The following is an 18,803-nucleotide window of genomic DNA, read 5'->3' as shown; positions in this document are numbered from 1 at the left end:
GGGGCCAAGTCGGCCGCGCTGGTCCGCGCTTGATTCGTCCGCCCCTCCATACGGCAGCCGGACGTACTATTGCGCCGCTGACGCCAACATGGCGCGGAAACGAAAACACCCCGCGCAGGCTGCGCGGGGTGTCCTGTTGCTGCCCTGTGCGGGGCGCGTGGCGACTCAGTCGTCGCCCTTCAGCGCCGCACCGAGGATGTCGCCAAGCGAGGCGCCCGAGTCGGACGAGCCGTACTGTTCCACGGCCTCCTTCTCCTCGGCGATCTCGCGGGCCTTGATCGACAGGCCCAGGCGGCGGGTCTTCTGGTCGACGTTGGTGACGCGGACGTCCACCTTGTCGCCGACCTGGAAGCGCTCGGGGCGCTGCTCGGCGCGGTCGCGCGACAGGTCCGAGCGGCGGATGAAGGACTTCGCGCCCTCATACTCCACCTCGATGCCGCCATCCTCGATCGAGGTCACGGTGACGGTGATCACCGACCCGCGCTTCACGCCTTCGGTGGCGCCGGTGAAGCTGTCGTCCAGCGCCTTGATCGAGAGCGAGATGCGCTCCTTCTCGACGTCCACCTCGGTCACGACGGCCTGCACGGTGTCGCCCTTCTGGTAGGACTGGATCGCCTCCTCGCCCCTCTGGTCCCAGCTGAGGTCCGAGAGGTGCACCATGCCGTCGATGTCGTTGTCGAGACCGATGAACAGACCGAATTCGGTGATGTTCTTGACGTCGCCCTCGACGTGGGTGCCCTCGGGGTGCGTCTCGGCGAAGACTTCCCACGGGTTGCGCATGGTCTGCTTCAGGCCCAGCGACACGCGGCGCTTGGCGCTGTCGATCTCCAGCACCATGACTTCCACTTCCTGCGAGGTGGAGACGATCTTGCCCGGGTGCACGTTCTTCTTCGTCCAGGACATCTCCGAGACGTGGACCAGCCCCTCGACCCCCGGCTCCAGCTCCACGAAGGCGCCGTAGTCGGTGATGTTGGTGACGCGGCCGGTGTGCACCGAATCGATCGGGAACTTGGCTTCGACCGTATCCCACGGATCGGCCTGCAGCTGCTTCATGCCAAGGCTGATGCGGTGGGTTTCCTTGTTGATCTTGATGACCTGGACCTTCACGGTCTCGCCGATCGACAGGATCTCCGAGGGGTGGTTGACCCGGCGCCACGCCATGTCGGTGACGTGCAGCAGGCCGTCGACACCGCCAAGGTCCACGAACGCACCGTACTCGGTGATGTTCTTCACCACGCCGTCCACGGCCTGGCCCTCGGTCAGGTTGCCGATCACCTCGGCGCGCTGCTCGGCACGGCTCTCTTCCAGGATCGCGCGGCGCGAGACCACGATGTTGCCGCGGCGGCGGTCCATCTTCAGGATCTGGAACGGCTGCTTCAGCCCCATCAGCGGGCCGGCATCGCGCACGGGGCGCACGTCGACCTGGCTGCCGGGCAGGAACGCCACGGCGCCGCCGAGATCGACGGTGAAGCCGCCCTTGACGCGGCCGAAGATCGCGCCCTCGACGCGGTTCTCGTCGGCATAGGCCTTTTCCAGGCGGTCCCAGGCTTCCTCGCGGCGGGCCATCTCGCGCGAGATGACGGCTTCGCCACGGGCGTTCTCGACCTGGCGGAGGAAGACTTCGACCTCGTCGCCGACCTGCACGTTCGGCTGCTCGCCCGGTTCGGCGAATTCCTTCAGCTCGACGCGGCCTTCCATCTTGTAGCCGACGTCGATGATGGCCTGGCCCGCCTCGATGGCGATGACGCGGCCCTTGACGACAGAACCCTCGTCGGGGGTATCGATCTCGAAGCTTTCGTTCAGGAGGGCTTCGAATTCCTCCATGGATGCGGATGCGCTCATGTGGCGGTTTGGTCCTTTGGTCTGTTTTGCTGGCCGAACGGTTGTCTCCGCCGGTCTTTGACAGGATTTGGCCTGAAGGCGGCACGGATCGGGAAAACAAGAAGGGCCGGTGATGACCGACCCTGCAACCCCCGCCCGAAGCTGTTCCGCCCCTTCGACGGCTGCGCGTATAGGCCAAAGCGGCCCCGCTGGCAAGGGCGCGCAGCCCGCGCCGGAGGCGATGCGCTCAGTCCTCGGGCGGCAAGCGCACCCGGTGGTCGCTGGCCCGCGTCGCGTATCGGTCGCCGGGGAGAACCACCCCCTTGTGGCGGCCGAGGAACGCCGCGCCGTAAAGCGAGATGACCCCGGCCTCCGGCCGGTCGTCGTGGCTGGCCGAGACGCTGCCGAGGTATCCCGTCACCGCGACCCTGTCATGGCCGCGGGCCGCCATGGCGAGTCTCAGGCGCTGCGCGTAGGGGGCGAGCGGCCCGTGCACCTGGCTGACCGCATCCAGCCCGGTGCCGCAGCAGAACAGCCGCAGGTCCACGAAATCCTTGCGCAGCCCCTCCTTGTCCAGATGCCGCGCCAGCTGGTCCGGAGTGTAGATCTTGTCGGCGCCGCCGGTCAGCGTGTAGCCCTGAAGCGATCCGCCGGTCTGGAAGTCCCCCCGCCGCGCGCCCACGACCACCGCGCCCTCTCCCGCGTTCCAGTATCCGTGGGCCAGGAGATAGAGCTTGTCGTCGGCCGCCACCGCGCCGAGGTCGCCGCCGACGAAGGCCCGGCGCAGCGCCTTGGTCCTGCCGGAATCGGCGGCCCCGATCACGAGATGGGGCGGCTTGCCGATGGCCGCCCGCCCCTCGTTCCACTTCCGCGCCAGAAAGGCCATTTCCCCGGTCATCACCGGGCAGTAGATGAAAGTCGCCATCGCGATCCCCGCCTGAACGACGCCGGCGCAGGACCGCGCCGGGTCCTGCCCGCGCCAGCCTGGCATCGACGGGACCGACCGCGGGGAAAAATCGGCCACCGGCCGCATCGGGCGGCATGATAGACGCACAAGTCCTCAGCAGTAGCGCTCGACGCCCATCCACTGCGCCTCGGAGTAACGGTCGCCCGAGGTCCAGCCGACCGGCAGCACCGCCTCGATCCGCGCCAGGTCCCCGGCCCCGAGCGCGATCTCCGCCCCCGCCAGCAACCCCCGCAGATGCGCGCCCGAACGCGTGCCCGGGATCGGGATCACATGTCCCCCCTGCGCGAGGCACCAGGCCACCGCCAGCCCCGCCGCGGGGACGCCCATCTCGGCGGCAAGCGCGCGGAAGCCGTCGGTGCGGCGGATGTTCTCGGCGTAATGCGGCGGCTGGAAGCGCGGGTTCACCTTCAGGAAGGCCAGCTCCGGCACCGCGCTTTCGGGCAGCGGCCGGTCGGTCAGGAACGACCGGCCGACCGGCGAGAAGGCCACCAGCGCCGTGTCCGCCGCCGCGCAGGCCTGCCGCAGCCCGAGGTCGGGCGCCCGCGTCGCCAGCGAATACTCCGACTGCACCGCGGCCACGGGATGCACCGCCGCGGCCCGCGCCAGCGAGGACGGCGCGATCTCGGAGAACCCGAAGGCGCGGATCTTGCCCTTGGCGACCAGCCGCGCCAGCGTCTCCGTCACCTCCTCGATCGGCCGCGCCGCCTCGCGCCGGTGGACATAGAACAGGTCCACGCAATCGACCCCGAGCCGCTGCAGCGAACCGTCGAGTTCCCCCTCCAGGTGCTCCGGCGCGTTGTCGAAACAGCGCCGCCCCCCGGCATCGGTGGTGATCCCCGCCTTGGTGGCGATCTTCATCGCCTCCCGCGCCTCGGGCACGTCGCGCAGGAAGGCGCCGACCGCCCGTTCCGAGCGTCCCATGCCGTAGATGTTGGAGGTGTCGATGAAATCCACCCCCGCCTCCATCGCCGCCACGAGCACCGCGCGCGAGTTCTCCTCCGAGGTCGCCCCGTAGAAATCCGAGAAGGACAGCGCCCCGACCCCGACGCACGAGACCTCCTGCCCCGAGGCCCCCAGCCGCCGCCGCCTCATCGCACGGTCTCCAGCCGGCGCGACACCTCGGCCACCGCAGCCGCGACCGCATCCTCGATCCCCATGGCCGAGGTGTCGATCAGGACCGCGTCGGCCGCGGGCTTCATCGGCGCCGTGGCGCGGGCCGCGTCGCGGGTGTCGCGCTGCTTCAGGTCGGCCAGCACGGCAGCCAGTGTAACGTCCTCCCCGGCGGCGCTCAGCTCGGCATGGCGGCGCGCGGCGCGCACCTCGTCGCTCGCGGTGATGAACAGCTTCACGTCGGCATCCGGGCAGATCACCGTCCCGATGTCCCGCCCGTCCAGCACCGCGCCGCCGCCGCGCCGCGCGAAGGCGCGCTGGAAGTCCAGCAGCGCCGCCCGCACGGCCGAATCGACGGCCACCCGGCTGGCCGCCTGGGCCACGTCGCCGCCCCGCAGATCGGACCGCTGCAGGTCCTCGGCCCGGAGGTTGCGCGCCGCCTCCAGCGGATCCTCGCCGTCCAGCATCCGCCGCCCCGTCGCGCGGTAGAGCAGCCCGGTGTCGAGATGGCCGAAGCCGAACCGCGCCGCCACCGCCCGCGCGATGGTGCCCTTGCCGCTGGCCGCCGGGCCGTCGATCGCTACCGTGAATGCCATGAATGTCCTGCCTCGCAAAAGGACGTCCACCCTAGCCCCCTCCCGACCGCTTGAAAAGAGCGCCCGAACCCGGTCCGAAGCGCCTCCTGGCCGACCCCTGCCGACCGGCACACCGCTCCCCACATCTTTGCTTCCCAAATATCCCGGGGGTCCGGGGGCTGGCCCCCGGTCCCGCCCCCTCCCCCCGGGGCGATGCCGGGACCCGATGACGGCGGGGGGAGGCCGAAGGCCGCGCGGGGGGCGGCAGCCCCCCGCCCCCCCAGCCGGAACGACGCTCCAGCCGCGCGCCGAGACCGGCCATCAGCCCCTCGAAGATCGGGAAGGAGGGCGTGATCGGCCCCACGTCGTCCACCGACACCGGACGCTGCGCCGCCATCCCGGCGATCAGGAAGGACATGGCGATCCGGTGATCGAGCCGCGAGGCCACGGTGGCGCCCCCCGGCAGGCCCTTCGGCCCCAGCCCGGTGACGCGCCACCAGTCCTCGCCCTCCTCCACCGCCGCACCGCAGGCGCGCAGGCCCTGCGCCATGGCGTCGATCCGGTCGCTCTCCTTGACGCGCAGTTCCTTCACCCCCTGCATGTCGGTCACGCCCTCGGCGAAACAGGCGACGACCGAGAGGATCGGGTATTCGTCGATCATGCTCGCCGCCCGCTCCGGCGGCACCGCGATGCCCTTCATGTCGGGCGAGAACCGGGCGCGCAGGTCCGCCACCGGCTCGCCTCCCTCCTCGCGCGGGTTCTCGTAGGTCAGGTCGGCGCCCATCTCGCGCAGCGTGGTGAAGAGCCCGGCGCGGGTCGGGTTAAGCCCGATCCCAGGCACCAGCACGTCCGAGCCCTCGACGATCAGCGCCGCGCAGACAGGAAAGGCGGCCGAGGACGGATCCCGCGGCACCGCGATCCTCTGCGGCTTCAGTTCGGGCTGCCCGGCCAGGGTGATGACCCGCCCCTCGGACGTGTCCTCGACCGAGACCTCTGCCCCGAAGCCCGCCAGCATCCGCTCGGAATGGTCCCGCGTCGCCTCGCGCTCGATCACCACCGTGTCGCCGCGGGCATTGAGGCCGGCGAGCAGCACCGCGGATTTCACCTGCGCGGACGGCACCGGCGTCGCGTAGCGCACGGCCACCGGCTCGGCCGCGCCGACGACGGTCATCGGCAGCCGCCCGCCCCGCCGCCCGTAGGCGGCCGCGCCGAACAGCGCCAGCGGGTCGGTGACGCGCCCCATGGGCCGGCCGTTCAGCGAGGCGTCGCCGGTGAAGGTCGCGGTGATCGGCGTCGTCGCCATCGCCCCCATGATCAGCCGCACCCCGGTGCCGGAATTGCCGCAGTCGATGATCTCGGCAGGTTCCGAGAAGCCGCCGACTCCCACCCCCTGCACCGACCAGCTCCCGCCGCCGTGGCTCGTCACCTCCGCCCCGAAGGCCTGCATCGCCGCCGCGGTGTCGAGCACGTCCTGCCCCTCGAGAAGCCCGCTGATCCGCGTCTCGCCCACCGCGAGGGCGCCGAGGATCAGGCTCCGGTGCGAGATCGACTTGTCGCCCGGCACCTCGGCCGTGCCGGAAAGCGGCCCCGAGGGGTGGCCTGTCATCGGGATCGGTTCGCCATGGCGGGACATCGCCGCACCTCCTGTCGCCGCTGTCGGAAAATCGCGCGGATACTAGCCGGCGGCGTCCCCGGCGCAAGGCGCAAACGACCGGTTCGGGACGGTCGCGGGCGCAAAAACCGTCCCGCCGCGGTCAGCGCGACGGGACGGCGAGCGATTGGAAATTGCAGCAGCAGAATGCAGGGTCGGTATGCAACTCGGACTCTCGACACTGCGGGGCGAAATCCCCGAAAACTATTAACGTCACGTTAACAGCCGCCCGCCATGACGTAAGGTATGGAATTCCCTACCCCGCCCCGCCGTGCCGGCGGAACACGACGTAATGCGGCATCCGCCCCTCGCGCAGCGCCTTCTGCTCGTAGCGGGTCGAAAGCCACCCCTCCCAGGGTGTCCGCCAGTCGTCCGGCCCCTCGGCCAGCCAGTCGAAGCCGTGGCGCGGCACCTGCTGCAGGGTCTGGCGGACGTAGTCGGGAATGTCGGTCGCCACGTGGAACAGCGCGCCCGGCGCCAGCACCCGGGCAAGCGGCGCCAGGTGCTCGGGCGTCACGAAGCGGCGGCGATGGTGGCGCGCCTTCGGCCAGGGATCGGGATAGAGCAGGTAGGCGCGCCCGATGCTGGCGTCGGGCAGCACGTCGAACAGGTCGCGCGCGTCCCCGGGATGCACCGCGATGTTGCCGGCCCCCGACTCGCGGATCTTGCCGAGCAGCATCGCCACGCCGTTGATGAAGGGCTCGCAGCCGATGATCCCCCTGTCCGGATGCCGCTCCGCGAGGTGCACCAGGTGCTCGCCCCCGCCGAAGCCGATCTCGAGCCAGAGCGGCCGGCCGCCGAGTACGGCGCCGGGATCGAGCGGCCGCCGCTCGGGGTTCACGTCCCAGCCCACGGGCCCGGGCGAGAGCGCCGCCAGGTCCTCGTCGAGATAGGTCTTCTGGCTGTCGCGCAGGGTCTTGCCGCGGAACCGGCCGTAGAAGTTGCGCCAGGGCGCGCCGGAGGGGTGTCTTTTCTCGGTCATGGGCGGCGTGATGGCGGCGGGACGCGCGAAGGTCAAGCCGCGTGCCGGTGGAGGGCGCGGACGGGGGCTGTCTGCCCCCGCGGCGCTGCGCGCCTTCCCCCGAGGATATTTGAGAAGCAAAGATGGGGGGAAGGCCCCCCAACCCCGCGTTTTCCGTGGGGCCGTCGCCGTCCCCCGATCCGGAGGGCAGCGGCGGGTTGCGGGTCAGACCGCCTTCTGCAGGGTCTCAACCAGGTCCGTCTTCTCCCAGCTGAAGCCGCCGTCCGCGTCGGGCGCGCGGCCGAAGTGGCCATAGGCGGCGGTGCGGGCATAGATCGGGCGGTTCAGGCCGAGGTGCTGGCGGATGCCGCGGGGCGTCAGGTCCATCGCTTGGGCGACGGCGTTCTCGATCGCCTCGGGCGAGACCTCGCCGGTGCCGAAGGTGTCGGCATAGATCGACAGCGGCCGCGCCACGCCGATGGCGTAGGAGAGCTGGATCGTGCACTTCTCGGCCAGCCCCGCCGCCACCACGTTCTTCGCGAGGTAGCGCGCGGCATAGGCGGCCGAGCGGTCGACCTTCGTCGGGTCCTTGCCCGAGAAGGCGCCGCCGCCGTGGGGCGCCGCGCCGCCGTAGGTGTCGACGATGATCTTGCGCCCGGTCAGCCCCGCGTCGCCGTCCGGGCCGCCGATCACGAAGGTGCCGGTGGGGTTCACGTGCCAGACGGTGTCGGCGTCGATCCAGCCGTCGGGCAGCACCTCGCGGATGTAGGGCTCGACGATGGCGCGGATGTCCTCGCTGGTCTGGCTTTCGTCCGCGTGCTGGGTCGAGAGCACGATCGAGCTGATGCCCACCGGCTTGCCGTTCTCGTAGCGCACCGAGAGCTGCGACTTGGCGTCGGGCCTCAGCGTCGGCTCGCTGCCGTCCTTGCGCGCCTCGGCCAGCCGCTTCAGGATCGCGTGGGCATAGAGGATCGGCGCGGGCATCAGCGCCTCGGTCTCGTTCGTGGCGAAGCCGAACATGATGCCCTGATCGCCGGCCCCCTCGTCCTTGTTCTCGCGCGCGTCCACGCCCTGGGCGATATGCGCCGACTGCGGGTGCAGCAGGTTCGTGATCTCGCAGGTGGCGTGGTGGAACTTCTCCTGCTCGTAGCCGATGTCCTTGATGCAGGCGCGGGCGATCCCCTCGACCCTGGCCATGTACTCGTCGAGCTTGCCCTTGTCCGACAGCCCCACCTCGCCGCCGATCACCACGCGGTTGGTGGTGGCGAAGGTCTCGCAGGCCACCCGCGCCTCGGGCTGCTCGGCCAGGAAGGCGTCGAGGATCGCGTCGGAGATCCGGTCGCACACCTTGTCGGGATGGCCTTCCGAGACGGACTCGGAGGTGAAGGTATAGCTCTTGCGTGTCATGGGACGTGCTCCATTGGAAATTGACCCGTCCGCGCCAGGAAGCCGTTGCGGAGGGTTTGGATTGCGGGCGTACAGGGCGCGCCGCGCAAGATCAATCGGTATTGCGCCGCGCCGTCCATGCCAGGCCCAGAAGCGCGACGATCAGCAGCAGCGCGAGGGGAGTGTCGCCGGTGCGCGCATAAAGCGTGGGCGGCAGCGCCCGGGGCAGGCGCACGTCGAGGAACCCCGCCTGCCCGAGGCCGAGCTGCGCGCCGAGGCGGCCGTGGGCATCGACCACGCCGGTGATCCCGGTGTTGGCCGCGCGCAGGAGCGGCAGCCCCAGCTCGATCGCCCGCATCCGCGCCTGGGCGAGGTGCTGGAACGGACCCGAGAAGGTGCCGAACCAGGCGTCGTTGGTGATCTGGAGCAGCCAGCCGGGCCGCTCCGTGCCGCGCAGGTCCTGGGGGAAGATCGCCTCGTAGCAGATCAGCGGCAGCGCCTGGCCGAGGGGGCCGAGATCCACCAGGTGCGGCCCCGGCCCGGCGGCGAAGCCGAAGGCGCCGACCTCGGCCAGGCCCCGGAGCCCGAACCGTCCGGCCAGCGCGGCGAGCGGCATGTATTCCCCGAACGGCACGAGGTGGGGCTTGTCGTAGGTGTCCGCGATCGCACCCTCTTCGCCGAGCAGCAGGAGGCTGTTGTAGACGTCGTCGCCCTCCAGCCGCTGCGCGCCGACAGCCACCGGCCGCCCGTCCGCGGCGCGCGAGAGATCCACCAGCGCCGGATGGCCCGGGGTGACGAGGTAGGGGACCGAGGTCTCGGGCCAGACGGTCAGCGCGGGCGGCCCCGCCTCGCCGGGCGCGGCGGTGAAGTCGAGCGCGCGGGAGAAGTAGACCCAGGCGCGGTCGGGATCCCACTTCTCGTCCTGCGGCGCGTCGGGCTGGACGAGGCGGATCACCGGCGCATCGGCGGGCACGTCTTCGGGCGCGAGCCGCAGGGCGCCGAGGCCGAGCGGCAGCAGCCAGAGCGCGGCGAAGGCCAGCGCGCCCTGAACCGGACCGCGCCGCAGGGCGACACCCGCCAGCCCCGCCCCGAGCAGCGTGAGGACGGTCAGGCCGTAGGAGCCGACGAAGGCCGCCAGCTGCGCCCCCGGCCCCTCGCTCCAGACATAGCCGACGAGCGCCCAGGGGAAGCCGGTGAGGATGTAGGAGCGCAGCATCTCGGCCCCGCCGAGCGCCACGGCGAAGGCGAGCGCCCGCGGCAGGCCGGGCCGCGAGAGGCGATGGGCCAGCCCGAAGGCCGCGCCCCAGAACAGCGCGAAGCCGGTGGCGCAGAAGACCAGCGCGAAGGGCGCCATCCAGCCGTGGCGGGCGATGTCGATAAGGAACGGCTCGACGATCCAGTTGAGCGTGGTGGCGAAGTAGCCGGTGCCGATCCACCAGCCCAGCGCTGCCGCCCGCCGTGCCGAACCGGCGCGCTCCAGTTGCAGGAAGGCCAGCACCAGCGCGGCCAGCGCCAGCGGCACCAGCGAGAACGGCACCTGCCCGAGCCCCGCCGCCACCCCCGTGGCGAGGGCCAGCAGCCGCGGGCGGCGGGTCAGGAGGGCCAGCGGCGAGGCACGCTCGCGCAGGAAGACGTCAGCCACCCGAGACCTGGCCGCGGGCCGCAACGGCGGGGGCGGCGCGGTCCGCCCCGGCCATGCGCACGCGGATCCGCTTGATCCGCCGGGGGTCGGCATCCACGATCTCGAACTGCGGGCCGGCGGGATGGGGGATCACCTCGCCCCGCGCGGGCACCCGGCCGGTCAGCACGAAGACGACCCCGCCCAGCGTGTCGATCTCCTCCTCGTCCTCGGGCTCGACCAGCTTCATGCCGATCTCGGCCTCGAACTCGTCCAGCGGCGCCTTCGCCTGCGCAAGATAGACGCCCGGCTTCTCCTCGGTCCAGAACTGGCCCTCGTCGATGTCGTGCTCGTCCTCGATCTCGCCGATGACCTGCTCGATCAGGTCCTCGATCGTCACCAGCCCGTCGACCCCGCCGTATTCGTCGATCACCAGCGCCATGTGCATCCGGTCGTTCTGCATCTTCTGGAGCAGCACGCCGATCGGCATGGAGGGCGGCGCATAGATCAGCGGCCGCAGCATCGCCGAGAGGTCGAACGGCGTGTCGCTGCCGTTGAAGCCGTGCAGCAGCGCGAAATCCTTGAGGTGGACCATGCCGACCGGGTGATCCAGCGTTTCGGCATAGACCGGCAGGCGGGTCAGCCCGCTTTCGCGGAACACCTTCACCAGGTCGTCCTTGCCGATGTCCTTGGGCACCGCCACGATCTCGACCGTGGGAATCGCCACGTCGTAGACCCGCATCCGGCGCAGGTTCGACAGGCCCAGGAACTGCGGCGCGGGGGACGGTCGGGGCGTTTCGTCGCCGTTCGCGGCCGCCTCCTCTTCCTCCGCCGGGGTCAGCGCGCCGAACAGGCGGCCGAAGAAGCCGCGGTTCTGCGGAGGTTCGTCTTCATCGTGGTCTTCGGTACGCGCGCCCTGCGCCGCGTGTCTCGATCCTTCGTCGGGGTCGCCCATCTCGCCTTTCCACATGTGTCCGCGCCGCCCGGGGGCGGCAGTGCAATCTAACGCCCGAGGGATCGCGCGTCATCCCCTATATGGGTCGGCGATGTCAAGCTTGTGAAGGATCGCCACCTCCAGCGCCTCCATCCTTTCGGCATCCGCATCCTCGACATGGTCGTAGCCGAGGAGATGCAGCGTGCCGTGGACCAGCAGGTGCGTGGCATGATCGGCGAGCGTCCGCGCCGCCGCCTCGGCCTCGCGCCTGCATGTCTCGTAAGCGATGGCGATGTCGCCGAGTTCCAGCGCCCCCGTCGCATCGGCTTCGGGGGAAAGCGGCGCCGCGCCCGGAACCTCCGGCGACAGATCCTCGGCGGGCCAACTCAGCACGTTGGTCGGCACGGGCTTGCCGCGGAAGTCGGCGTTGAGCGCCGCGATGCGCCCATCGTCGCAGCCCAGCACCACGATCGCGGCCGCCTCGTCGATGCCGAGATGCGCCAGCGCGGCGCCGCAGGCCCGTTCGGCCAGCGCTTCCAGCCCGGCCTCTGCCCAGGGCGCATGTTCGATGACGCAGTCGATCTCGGCCATGGCGTCTCTTGGGGCGGTGCGGGGGCGCGGTCAAGCACGGTTTGACAGAAGCGCCCGGCCAAGCCACGCTGAACGTGGAGAAACGGAATGTCACCCGACGACAGACGCAAGCAACAGATCCTGCAGGGCGCCTTCGACGCGCTGATGACCGAGGGGCTGCCCGCAGTTTCCTACGACCGGATCGCCGCGCGCGCGGGTGTCTCGCGGCAGCTTGTACGATACCACTTCCCCGAGGCCGAATCGCTGATGCTGGCGCTCTGCGACCTTCTGGCCGAAACCTACCGCTCGGCGCTGGTGAAGGGCGTGGCCACCGTGCCCTCGGGCCAGCGGCTGACGGTCTTCCTCGACTTCTACTTCGGGATCGTGGCCGACCCGGCCAAGCCGCGCGACGACCAGGTCTACGACGCCATGTTCGCGCTGGCCGCCGGATCCGGGGCGGTGCGCCGCCACCTGCGCGCCCAGTACGGGCTGCTCGGCCAGGTGGTGGCGACGGAGATCCGGGTGCAGCACCCCGAACTGAACCACGTCGCCGCGGGCGAGCTTTCGTTTCTCATGGTCTCGCTCATGTACGGACACTGGAAGATGGTGGCGAGCCTCGGCTATCACCCGGATCACGGGGCCGTCTCCCGCGCCGCGATGGACCGCCTGATTCGCAGCTACGTGGACGAAGACCGCCCCACGATGACCCAACGGCACCCCTGGGCCCTGCGCGACGGACTTTCGTGACGGAAAATTCTCTATCTCCGCAGTTGCTCAGGGGGACTTCGATATACCTGAAGTTGTTTTCTTGTTGTGCCTGCGGCGTTTGCGCACACCCTCTGCGCGAACCTCGGGGCCTTCGACGGGCCGCTTGGTGCCGACGGTTTTTCCGGAATGAAAAACGCCGCAACTGCACTTTGACAGCACAGTAACGTTAGTGTTTCCTTAACATATTGACGGGGGGATCCTGCGCCACGCGGAATTCCGAACATGATTTGAGAGACGACACAGACGGCCAGGGGCAGAGCGACCCAGTCTCCTGCCACAGCGACGACAAGGCGATTTCCAGCAATCCTTTCGATAGCCAAGGGGCCATCCCACCGGGATGGTCCCTTTTTTTGCCGCTCAGGCGCTGTCCGCCTCGTAGGCCTCGATGATCTTCGCCACCAGCGGATGGCGGACCACGTCGCGGGCCGTGAAATAGTTGAACGAGATCCGGTCGATCCCCTTCAGCAGCCGCTCGGCATCCTGCAACCCGCTGCCGACGCCGCGCGGCAGGTCCACCTGGGTCCGGTCGCCGGTGATGACCATGCGCGAGTTCTGCCCGAGCCGGGTCAGGAACATCTTCATCTGCATGGTCGTGGCGTTCTGCGCCTCGTCCAGCACCACGAAGGCGTTGGACAGCGTGCGTCCCCGCATGAAGGCCAGCGGCGCGATCTCGATCCGCTTCTCCTCGATCAGCTTCGCCGCCTGCTTGCCCGGCAGGAAGTCGTTCAGCGCGTCGTAGAGCGGCTGCATGTAGGGATCGACCTTGTCCTTCATGTCTCCGGGCAGGTAGCCGAGCTTCTCGCCCGCCTCGACGGCGGGGCGGGACAGGATGATCCGGTCGACATGCCCCTCGATGAACATGTTCACGCCGACGGCCACGGCGAGATAGGTCTTGCCGGTGCCCGCCGGGCCGATGCCGAAGCACAGCTCGTTCGCGAACAGCGCCCGGACGTAGGCCTTCTGCGCCTCGGTCCGGGGCTCCACCAGCTTCTTGCGGGTTTTGACCTCGACCGGGCCGCCCTGGAACAGCTCCATCTGGTCGCCGTCCAGCACGCCCGTGTCCTGCCGCGACGGGCCCATCCGGATCTCGGCGTCGATGTCCCCGGGTTCGATCCCGCGGCCCGACTCCAGCCGCCGGTACAACGCCCAGAGCACCTCGCCCGCCCGCGCCTGCGCGTCGGGCTCGCCCATCAGGGCCAGCTGGTTGCCCCGCCGCGCGATCTGCACGTCGAGCGCCTGTTCGATCTGGGCGATGTTGCGGTCGAACTCACCGCAGAGTTCGATCAGCAGGCGGTTGTCCTGGAATTCGACGAAGCGTTCCGGCGTGGCGTCGTCGACGGTCGGGGGGGTCGGCGGGATGAGGCCCAATAATCGCTCCCATGGCTTGCGGACTGGGATCAGACTGCCAAGGCAAGCCCCCCGGCGCAAGCACAAGCTGGGCGTGTCATCGAAATATCACGCAAGATGTTGGGAGGGCTGCACGCCTGGCGGGCAGATATGCCCGACGTCGCGTCACGCCATGGCCCATCGCAGCCGCGCCACCGCCCCCCGGACAGCGATGCGCCGCAACCTGGGCGGGCTGCGGCGCAAGGGAGTCGTCGGGAAACGTGCATCGGCCCCCACCGGGCCCGGCGGTCAGTGCTTGTAGTGGTACTGATAGGAGGGCGAGCCGTTCAGCACCCGCACGGTTTCCAGCCGCAGCGCCTCGTTGTCGTTCACCAGCGACTTGTCGCGGCAGATCCGGTTGGCGATGGCGCTTGCGCTTTCATAGCTGTAGCCGACGTTCACCAGGCTGTCGATGAACACGGGGTTGGCGTGGTCCCAGATGATCTCCTTCCAGGGGCCGCGGAAGCAGCTCACGGTGACGACAAGGCGTCCCGGCGGCGTGTCGGGCGAGAACCGGTAGGCCGGGTGGTTCAGCTTGTGGTCGGCCAGCGTCGGCGTGGCGAGGGCCGCGGCAAGGACCGTGGCAAGGGCAAGGATCTTTTTCATTTCGAGACTCCAAAAGAATACATCTACGTTTGCCGGACGGAAGCGAACCCCACTTCCCTGCCCGCCCGCTGTTCCGGCGCCTGCGGCCCGAAGCCGACCGGACCGAGGCGGACACGAACACCAGCCCCCGTCGCAGGTCCCCGAGCGGACCCTGCGCCGGCGCCTGCCGGGACAAGCCCCGCTACACCCGCGTCATCATTGGAATTTAGATGATTTTGAGCCTTTGGGAAGAAAATTAGCGGCGCGCTGTCCCCGCCCCGGAAACGGTCTCCCGGGCCTCGAAGGACTGGTGCGCCGCGCACGGGGAATGAGGCGAAAATCTGGCGGCACCGTGGCGGGACCCGGATCGTTCGCCCCAGTTCCCGGCCAGGGCCGCCGCCTGCGCGCCGGGTGATTCTCTCTCCGCGCCGTGGCGCGCCCTCTGCCATGGCACCCGGGTTCGATGGGTCCCGGAGGGCGAGATGCGGCCCGACGGTCCGGGGTCAGACGAGTTCGCCCGCCAGGGAGTTCGCCGCGCTGCCCGTGACGCGCACCCGCGCGATGTCCCCCGGCTGCGCCCCCGGCGCATGGACATGGACCGCGTGGAGGTAGTCCGACTTGCCGCCCATCTGTCCCGCCAGGCGCCCCGGCTTCTCGAACAGCACGCTCACCTCGCGGCCGACCATGGACTCCTGGCAGGCACGCTGCTGCGCCGTCAGGAGCGCCTGGAGCCGCTGCAGCCGGTCGTCCTTCTCCGCCTCGGGCACCTGTGCCCGCTCGGCCGCGGGGGTGCCCGGGCGCGGCGAGTACTTGAAGCTGTAGCACATGCCGTAGTTCACGGCCTCGACCAGCTCCAGCGTCGCGCGGAAGTCCTCTTCCGTCTCGCCCGGGAAGCCGGTGATGAAATCTCCCGACATCACGATGTCGGGCCGCGCGGCGCGGATCCGTTCGACCAGCCGCAGGTACTGCGCCGCCGTGTGCTTGCGGTTCATCGCCTTCAGCACCCGGTCGCTGCCCGACTGCACCGGCAGGTGCAGGTAGGGCATCAGCTTCTCGCAGTCCCCGTGGGCCGCGATCAGTGCATCGTCCATGTCGTTGGGATGGCTGGTCGTATAGCGGATCCGCGCCAGCCCGTCGATCCCGGCCAGGGCCCGCACCAGCCCGGCAAGCCCGCCCGCGTGCCCGTGATAGGCGTTGACGTTCTGCCCGAGCAGCGTGATCTCGCGCACCCCGCGCTCGACCAGATCCCGCGCCTCCGCCAGGATCCGCGCGGCCGGGCGCGACACCTCGGCGCCGCGCGTGTAGGGCACCACGCAGAAGGCGCAGAACTTGTCGCATCCCTCCTGCACCGTCAGGAAGGCCGAGGGCGCGCGCCGCGCCTTCGGCCGCGCGGCGAGATGGTCGAACTTGTCCTCCTCGGGGAAGTCGGTGTCGAGCGCCCGCTCCCCCCGCGCCGCCGCCTCGGCCATGGCGGGCAGGCGGTGATAGCTCTGCGGCCCGACGACGAGGTCCACCACCGGCGCGCGGCGCAGGATCTCGGCCCCTTCCGCCTGGGCGACGCAGCCCGCGACGCCGATCTTCAGATCGGGACGCTCCGCCTTCAGCGCGCGCAGCCGTCCAAGCTCGGAATAGACCTTCTCCGCCGCCTTCTCGCGGATGTGGCAGGTGTTCAGCAGGATCATGTCCGCCTCGGCCGCGCTGCCGACCTCGGCATAGCCCGCGCCGCCCAGCGCCTCGGCCATCCGCTCGCTGTCGTAGACGTTCATCTGGCAACCGTAGGTCTTGATGAACAGCTTCTTCGCGTCGCCCATGTCGGCTCTCCCGCAGGTCGCATGTCGGAACTGGAACGGCTCCCTACCCGATTGACGGGCCGCCCGCAACGCTTGCAATCCCCGCAGGATCGGGCAAACCCTCGGGCAAGCAGCTTCCGGATCCCGCCCGATGCACCTTCCCTCGCTCGAGGCCTTCATGACCGCCAGGCCCGACCTCGGCAAGGGCCCGGTGCTGATCCTGCTGGCCGAGGACCTGGTCGAGGTGGAAAGCACCCTCGCCCACCACCGCGCCGCGGGGTTCGCCACCACCGTGCTCTTCGCGCCTCCCGAGCTGACCCTCGCCGCCGGCGACGCGCCGCTGATCCGGGTCGACCACGACACCCGCGCCCTCGGCGCGATGGAGCGGGCGGTGAACGCGGTGATCGCCAGGGGCCCGGGGCTGTGGATGGCCTACCTCTTCAACGCCGAGTACCTGTTCCACCCCTTCGCCGAGACCCGCTCGGTCGCCGAGATGCTGGCCTTCCACACCGAGGAACGCCGGGACGCGATGCTGACCTACGTGATCGACCTCTACGCCGGTGATCTCGCCGCCCACCCCGACGCCGTGGGGCTGAAGGACGCCTGGCTCGACAAGTCGGGCTACTATGCGCAGGCCCGCAAGGATCCGGCGCGGAACTGGGCCCCGATGGAGCGTCAACTCGACTTCTTCGGCGGCCTGCGCTGGCGGTTCGAGGAGCACGTGCCCTGGCGCAAGCGCAGGATCGACCGGATCGGCCTGTTCCGCGCCAAGCCCGGACTGGAGCTGCGCCCCGACCACACCTTCAACGATCCGGAATACAACACCTACGCCTGCCCCTGGCACAACAACCTGACCGCCGCCGTCTGTTCGTTCCGCACGGCGAAGGCCCTGCGCACCAATCCCGGGAGCCGCGACCACATCGCGACCTTCAAGTGGCGCAACTCCGTGCCGTTCCGCTGGAACAGCCAGCAGCTGATGGACCTCGGGCTGATGGAGCCGGGCCAGTGGTTCTGACCGGCGAACGCAGGATGGGTGATATCACCCATCCTACCGAAACGTCCCGGACGCCGGGAACAGAACACGGGCGGAACGCCCGGCGGCCGGGTCTCGGGATGATCAGGGTGAGTCTGCGGAGCGAAGGTAGCGTCGCAGGATGGGTGATATCACCCATCCTACCCGGGCTTCACACCCGCCGCACCCGGATCACCACGTCGACGCGGGAAATCTCCGTTCCTTCCGGCGCATCCGGCATTCCAACGATCTCGAGCTGGTCGGCGGGCGCGTCGGTCAGCACGCCCGTGTCCTCCCAGTAGAAGTGCGGATGGTCGTCCATGCGGGTGTCGAAGTAGGACTTCGTGCCGTCGACAGTGACTTCCTGCATCAGGCCCGCCTCGCAGAAGGCGCGCAGCGTGTTGTAGACCGTCGCCAGCGACACGGCCTCTCCGGCGGCGCGGGAGGCGGCATGCAGGCTTTCGGCGGTCACGTGGCGGTTCTCCCCGTCGCCGACCAGCAGCGCGGCCAGCGACACGCGCTGGCGGGTCGGGCGCAGGTCGGCGCGGGCCAGCCATCCGGCCCCGCGGGCCAGGGCATTCTCGGTCATCTCGGGCGCGGTGTCGTCCATGCCCTCCATATAGGCCCGCAGGCCCCCGGGTTTCAATTGGAATTCGGGGAAGTCCGCGCGGACCCCGGGCTTGCAGGACCGCCGGGCGCGATGCTAGAGGGCACCACCGCAACGACGCGATCCTGGGGGGCAGATCATGGCCGATTATCCGACCACCTTCGACAGGGAGGCGCTGCTGGCCTGCGCGAGGGGCGAACTCTTCGGGCCCGGCAACGCCCAGCTGCCGCTGCCGCCGATGCTGATGATGGACCGCATCACCGACATCAGCGCCGATGGCGGCGCCCACGGCAAGGGCCACGTGCTGGCGGAGTTCGACATCACCCCCGACCTCTGGTTCTTCGAGTGCCACTTCCCCGGCAACCCGATCATGCCCGGCTGCCTCGGGCTCGACGGGCTCTGGCAGCTCACCGGCTTCAACCTCGGCTGGCGGGGATGGCAGGGGCGCGGCTATGCGCTCGGCGTCGGCGAGGTCAAGCTGACAGGCATGGTGCGGCCCGACCGCAAGCGTCTGACCTACAAGGTCGACTTCACCAAGGCGGTGCAGAGCCGGCGGCTGACCATGGGCGTCGCCGACGGCACGGTCGAGGCCGACGGCGAGGTGATCTACCAGGTCAGGGACATGAAGGTCGCGCTCAGCGAAAGCTGACGGTCGGCGCAGCGGTAACGCGCCTCGTCCCTGCCCTGTGACGACCCTCAGCTCCGCAAGTGCGTCCTCTCCGGAGCGCACGCCTCGCGGGGAGCGCAAGGGACAGGGTCAAGCGCCGCACGGCTCCGCCGCACGAAAGCACGTCGGACCGGCATCGGGAAGGGCCCTTGACCGATCGCCAGATGCGCAGCGTCGAACGGATCGGCGCGGGCGATCCGGGCCTACCGCAGGAGATCCCCACCGCAGCGGCGACGAACGGCCCGGGCCGCCCCCATGGCGTCGCCCCGCACGCCGCGCCCGATGCCGCCCGGCGGCGCCCGTCCCACGATGCCGTCGCGCCCCCCCCGGGGCGGAGCGCCGCCGCAACACCCGGTCGGCCCGCCTGCCGCGACGCCGGGCCGACGGCGCGCTAA

At 70.1% G+C, this 18,803-nt stretch carries 16 protein-coding genes, 1 pseudogene and 1 riboswitch; of the genes and pseudogenes, 3 read left to right on the top strand and 14 right to left on the bottom strand.

Translation table 11 applies throughout. The features are described from left to right. Positions 1 to 165 precede the first annotated feature (165 nt). From rpsA to ybeY, 10 genes and pseudogenes are all read right to left on the bottom strand, one after another. A complete protein-coding gene (gene rpsA / locus A7B20_RS05320) occupies positions 166 to 1,842 on the bottom strand; it encodes a 30S ribosomal protein S1 (RefSeq protein WP_102107518.1) in 1,677 nt (558 codons plus the stop codon). A 226-nt stretch (positions 1,843 to 2,068) separates the two neighbouring features. Further along, entirely contained in the window at positions 2,069 to 2,746 is a 678-nt protein-coding gene (locus A7B20_RS05315) for a hypothetical protein (protein WP_157937604.1), read from the bottom strand. Between the two features lie 135 nt (positions 2,747 to 2,881). Beyond that, positions 2,882 to 3,880: an aldo/keto reductase gene (locus tag A7B20_RS05310; RefSeq protein WP_102107516.1), complete on the bottom strand. Its 999-nt coding sequence runs from the start codon at positions 3,878 to 3,880 to the stop codon at positions 2,882 to 2,884. Further along, positions 3,877 to 4,494 carry a (d)CMP kinase gene (locus tag A7B20_RS05305; RefSeq protein WP_102107515.1) on the bottom strand — a complete coding sequence of 206 codons (618 nt, stop codon included), beginning with the start codon at positions 4,492 to 4,494 and terminating at the stop codon, positions 3,877 to 3,879. Before A7B20_RS05305 ends, A7B20_RS05310 begins: the two co-directional genes overlap by 4 nt. 271 nt (positions 4,495 to 4,765) lie before the next feature. Then, positions 4,766 to 6,106, bottom strand: a pseudogene (gene aroA / locus A7B20_RS05300) (3-phosphoshikimate 1-carboxyvinyltransferase); the annotation flags it as partial. A gap of 274 nt (positions 6,107 to 6,380) precedes the next feature. Continuing rightward, entirely contained in the window at positions 6,381 to 7,106 is a 726-nt protein-coding gene (gene trmB / locus A7B20_RS05295; RefSeq protein ID WP_102107588.1) for a tRNA (guanine(46)-N(7))-methyltransferase TrmB, read from the bottom strand. A 204-nt stretch (positions 7,107 to 7,310) separates the two neighbouring features. Beyond that, positions 7,311 to 8,492: a methionine adenosyltransferase gene (gene metK / locus A7B20_RS05290; RefSeq protein ID WP_102107514.1), complete on the bottom strand. Its 1,182-nt coding sequence runs from the start codon at positions 8,490 to 8,492 to the stop codon at positions 7,311 to 7,313. A 6-nt stretch (positions 8,493 to 8,498) separates the two neighbouring features. Then, positions 8,499 to 8,549, bottom strand: a riboswitch (SAM-SAH riboswitch). A gap of 34 nt (positions 8,550 to 8,583) precedes the next feature. Then, the gene (gene lnt / locus A7B20_RS05285; RefSeq protein WP_245866585.1) at positions 8,584 to 10,113 is read right to left on the bottom strand and encodes an apolipoprotein N-acyltransferase; all 1,530 of its coding nucleotides are present in this window, start codon (positions 10,111 to 10,113) and stop codon (positions 8,584 to 8,586) included. Beyond that, positions 10,106 to 11,044 (bottom strand): transporter associated domain-containing protein, encoded by a 939-nt coding sequence (locus A7B20_RS05280; RefSeq protein ID WP_102107587.1) that lies wholly within the window; start codon positions 11,042 to 11,044, stop codon positions 10,106 to 10,108. Before A7B20_RS05280 ends, lnt begins: the two co-directional genes overlap by 8 nt. A gap of 69 nt (positions 11,045 to 11,113) precedes the next feature. Beyond that, the gene (ybeY, locus tag A7B20_RS05275; protein WP_102107512.1) at positions 11,114 to 11,614 is read right to left on the bottom strand and encodes an rRNA maturation RNase YbeY; all 501 of its coding nucleotides are present in this window, start codon (positions 11,612 to 11,614) and stop codon (positions 11,114 to 11,116) included. Between the two features lie 87 nt (positions 11,615 to 11,701). Here ybeY and A7B20_RS05270 point away from each other — a divergent pair, with 87 nt between their 5' ends. Further along, positions 11,702 to 12,340, top strand: a complete 639-nt coding sequence (locus tag A7B20_RS05270) for a TetR/AcrR family transcriptional regulator (protein ID WP_102107511.1) — start codon at positions 11,702 to 11,704, stop codon at positions 12,338 to 12,340. 378 nt (positions 12,341 to 12,718) lie between these two features. Here A7B20_RS05270 and A7B20_RS05265 read toward each other — a convergent pair whose 3' ends face one another. The 3 genes from A7B20_RS05265 to miaB form a co-directional block, all read right to left on the bottom strand. After that, entirely contained in the window at positions 12,719 to 13,729 is a 1,011-nt protein-coding gene (locus tag A7B20_RS05265; RefSeq protein WP_102107510.1) for a PhoH family protein, read from the bottom strand. 267 nt (positions 13,730 to 13,996) lie between these two features. Beyond that, on the bottom strand, positions 13,997 to 14,353 hold the full coding sequence (locus tag A7B20_RS05260; protein ID WP_102107509.1) for a hypothetical protein: 357 nt from the start codon (positions 14,351 to 14,353) through the stop codon (positions 13,997 to 13,999). 482 nt (positions 14,354 to 14,835) lie between these two features. Continuing rightward, positions 14,836 to 16,143, bottom strand: a complete 1,308-nt coding sequence (gene miaB / locus A7B20_RS05255) for a tRNA (N6-isopentenyl adenosine(37)-C2)-methylthiotransferase MiaB (protein WP_102107508.1) — start codon at positions 16,141 to 16,143, stop codon at positions 14,836 to 14,838. 130 nt (positions 16,144 to 16,273) lie between these two features. Here miaB and A7B20_RS05250 point away from each other — a divergent pair, with 130 nt between their 5' ends. Next, a complete protein-coding gene (locus tag A7B20_RS05250) occupies positions 16,274 to 17,137 on the top strand; it encodes a hypothetical protein (RefSeq protein ID WP_102107507.1) in 864 nt (287 codons plus the stop codon). Positions 17,138 to 17,306: 169 nt separating this feature from the next. Here A7B20_RS05250 and irr read toward each other — a convergent pair whose 3' ends face one another. Beyond that, entirely contained in the window at positions 17,307 to 17,723 is a 417-nt protein-coding gene (gene irr / locus A7B20_RS05245) for a Fur family transcriptional regulator Irr (RefSeq protein ID WP_102107586.1), read from the bottom strand. A 157-nt stretch (positions 17,724 to 17,880) separates the two neighbouring features. Between irr and fabA the strand changes: the two genes are divergently transcribed. After that, positions 17,881 to 18,390, top strand: coding sequence for a bifunctional 3-hydroxydecanoyl-ACP dehydratase/trans-2-decenoyl-ACP isomerase (fabA, locus tag A7B20_RS05240; protein WP_102107506.1), 510 nt, complete (start codon positions 17,881 to 17,883; stop codon positions 18,388 to 18,390). Positions 18,391 to 18,803 lie beyond the last annotated feature (413 nt).

It is taken from the genome of Oceaniglobus roseus, from assembly GCF_002869745.1.
Taxonomy (GTDB): Bacteria; Pseudomonadota; Alphaproteobacteria; order Rhodobacterales; family Rhodobacteraceae; genus Oceaniglobus; species Oceaniglobus roseus.
This window is presented reverse-complemented; position numbering and strand designations above follow the sequence as displayed.